The sequence below is a fragment of the Roseovarius sp. D0-M9 genome, assembly GCF_037083805.1.
Taxonomy (GTDB): Bacteria; Pseudomonadota; Alphaproteobacteria; order Rhodobacterales; family Rhodobacteraceae; genus Roseovarius.
In genome coordinates, this window is record NZ_JBAPKZ010000097.1 from 1 (window position 1) to 2,298 (window position 2,298).

The following is a 2,298-nucleotide window of genomic DNA, read 5'->3' on the forward strand; positions in this document are numbered from 1 at the left end:
CGCCGGTCGGCTCAAGCACCTGCCCGCGTCACCCTACGACACAACATCTGGTGTGGTCGTGAACTGACCGGAGACCCGCACACCCACACAAACCGCGAAGAAGCCAAAATTATACTTCCAGATCCCCCTAATTCGGACGGGGCTTGCCCGTTTTGGTCCCGATACCGTGCATTTCAGCGGGAAGTATCTGCAGACCACCTGAGTGAGATTTAAAAGGGGACACGTGATGCATTCATCCACTTCAATTCTGGCAATTACCGTAGCACTTTCCGGTCTCATGCCGATTGCAGCAACTGGGCAGGAGATTATTGACAATGGAACGGTCCAGTTGGGCATCAACCCCGAAGGCAATCTGGTCACAAGCGGTGTCGGTCTCAACTTCCTCGAGCGCGTCGCACCGGACAGTGGCGAGGCATTGGCCCCTGGTTGCGCCTGTGAAGGGTGGGGCGTTGGTGATGTGACAACCGGCCATTTTGCCAAAGCAGGCGAAAGCTTTGGCGATGCAAACATCGACTCCGTGACCCTGACAGTCGCCGGTACCGGAACCGACCCTGCCTCCACCGGGAGCTCGGCCGTCTCATCGGTTTCTGTGAGCGACGGACCATTCAGCCTGGATATTGAGCACGCGTTTTCACCATCAGTCAGCGAAAATCTGTACCAGGTCGATGTCGACTTTACCAATACCGGCGCCGACGTCGGGGATCTTGTGTACCGCCGCACGATGGATTGGGACGTGCCTCCGACCGAGTTCGCTGAATTCGTTACCATACAAGGGTGGCCTGCTTCGCGGCTGCGCGCGTCGTCCGACGACGGTTTTGTCGACGGGAACCCGAACGTGCCGCTTACAGCCATTGCGAGCGACGCAGTCGTTAATGGAAACTTCACCGATAGCGGCCCGGACGATCACGGCGCGGCCTTCGATTTCAGCCTTGGTTCCGTGGCAGCTGGCGACTCAGAGACAGTGAAGATCTTTTTTGGGGCTGCGGCTTCGGAAGACGATGCGCTGGTCGCTCTATCAGATGTCGGGGCGGAAGTTTTCTCGCTCGGCCAGCCCAGCGTTCCGGATGGTGAAACCACGGGCGAGCCAAATACCTTCATGTTCGCGTTTGCGGGGGTGGGCGGCACCCCGGTCGGGACACCCGGAGGCACATCCATGGGCAGTATCCTTCCGGGCGTCGCGACAAACCTGTCCTTCGCGACTTTGAACCACCATCTTGACGTATCGACACGGCGTTTCAATCGGCTTCTGTTGAGTGGGCAAAACGGCAATGGTGACATGGTCACGCGAGACCTTTCGCCGCTTTCTGATGGCGCACCAGGCGCACAGTCTACACCATGGAACATGCAGCTTGCAGTCCAAGGCACGCAAGGCTCGATGGACCCGACCACCAATGACGCCGGTTTCGATTTCAACACGCGCTACATCGGCGCCTCCGCCGACTACGCTCTGCCCAGCAACGATATCTTTGAGAAGTCAATCATTGGCGCGGCCTTCGGCTATCAAGAGATCGATGCGCGCTTTGATGCTGGTGCCGGAAATGCCGACGGTTATGAGCGCTCGTTTTCAATCTATTCTGCCGGAACGAATAGCCAAGGGCTCTTTGGTGACTTCAATTTCATGGTGGGTGACTTGAACTACGACATGACACGTGTCGGCATTTTGAACACCTACAGTGCCGACGTAGACGCAGAGCGGATCAGCGGCCGCCTGCGATTGGGTTACAATTTTGATGCCAGCCAACTTGGCACCGCTCAGATGCCCGGATCGGTTGGCTTTTACGGTGAGGTTACACGGTCCCGCGTAGAATTCGACACCTTCAGGGAAAACAACGGCGGCTTGACCACCCAAGGCTTCAGTGATGATCAGAATATCTTGGCCCTTGGCACACGTTACACCTACACGGCCGATGCCCAAGGTGGGCGTCAATTCGGCTACATTGATCTTTCTGCAATGGTGGACACGATGGGAAGTGATTTCAGCGTGACGCAGACGACGGTGGGCGGTGCCCAGATGCAAACCCGGATCGATGGGCGCGACGACGTCATGGGGCGCCTCGAGGCTTCTTACGGCTTTGAAAGCAATGGCGGCTGGTACGGTAGTGTAGATGTGGGAAGCGTGTTTGGAAGCAACTATAGCGAAGGCTCGCTCGCTCTGCGTGTCGGCTTTGATTTTTGAAAGTTCAACGCTTCCTGAGAACGGCGGTGCGAAAGTCGGCCACGGTAGCGGCGGGATGAGCCTGCTGCGGGCGGCGTAAAAGTCGTCCACCTTTACCCTTTCTGGTGACAGGGAGGGCGGGA

1 protein-coding gene is annotated in these 2,298 nt (G+C 57.5%); it reads left to right on the forward strand.

Annotation, left to right across the window (positions count from 1 at the left end; all coding sequences use genetic code 11):
• The first annotated feature begins 226 nt into the window (after positions 1-226).
• Positions 227-2,176 carry an autotransporter outer membrane beta-barrel domain-containing protein gene (locus tag V8352_RS21525; protein ID WP_336426305.1) on the forward strand — a complete coding sequence of 650 codons (1,950 nt, stop codon included), beginning with the start codon at positions 227-229 and terminating at the stop codon, positions 2,174-2,176.
• The last annotated feature ends 122 nt before the right edge of the window (positions 2,177-2,298 follow it).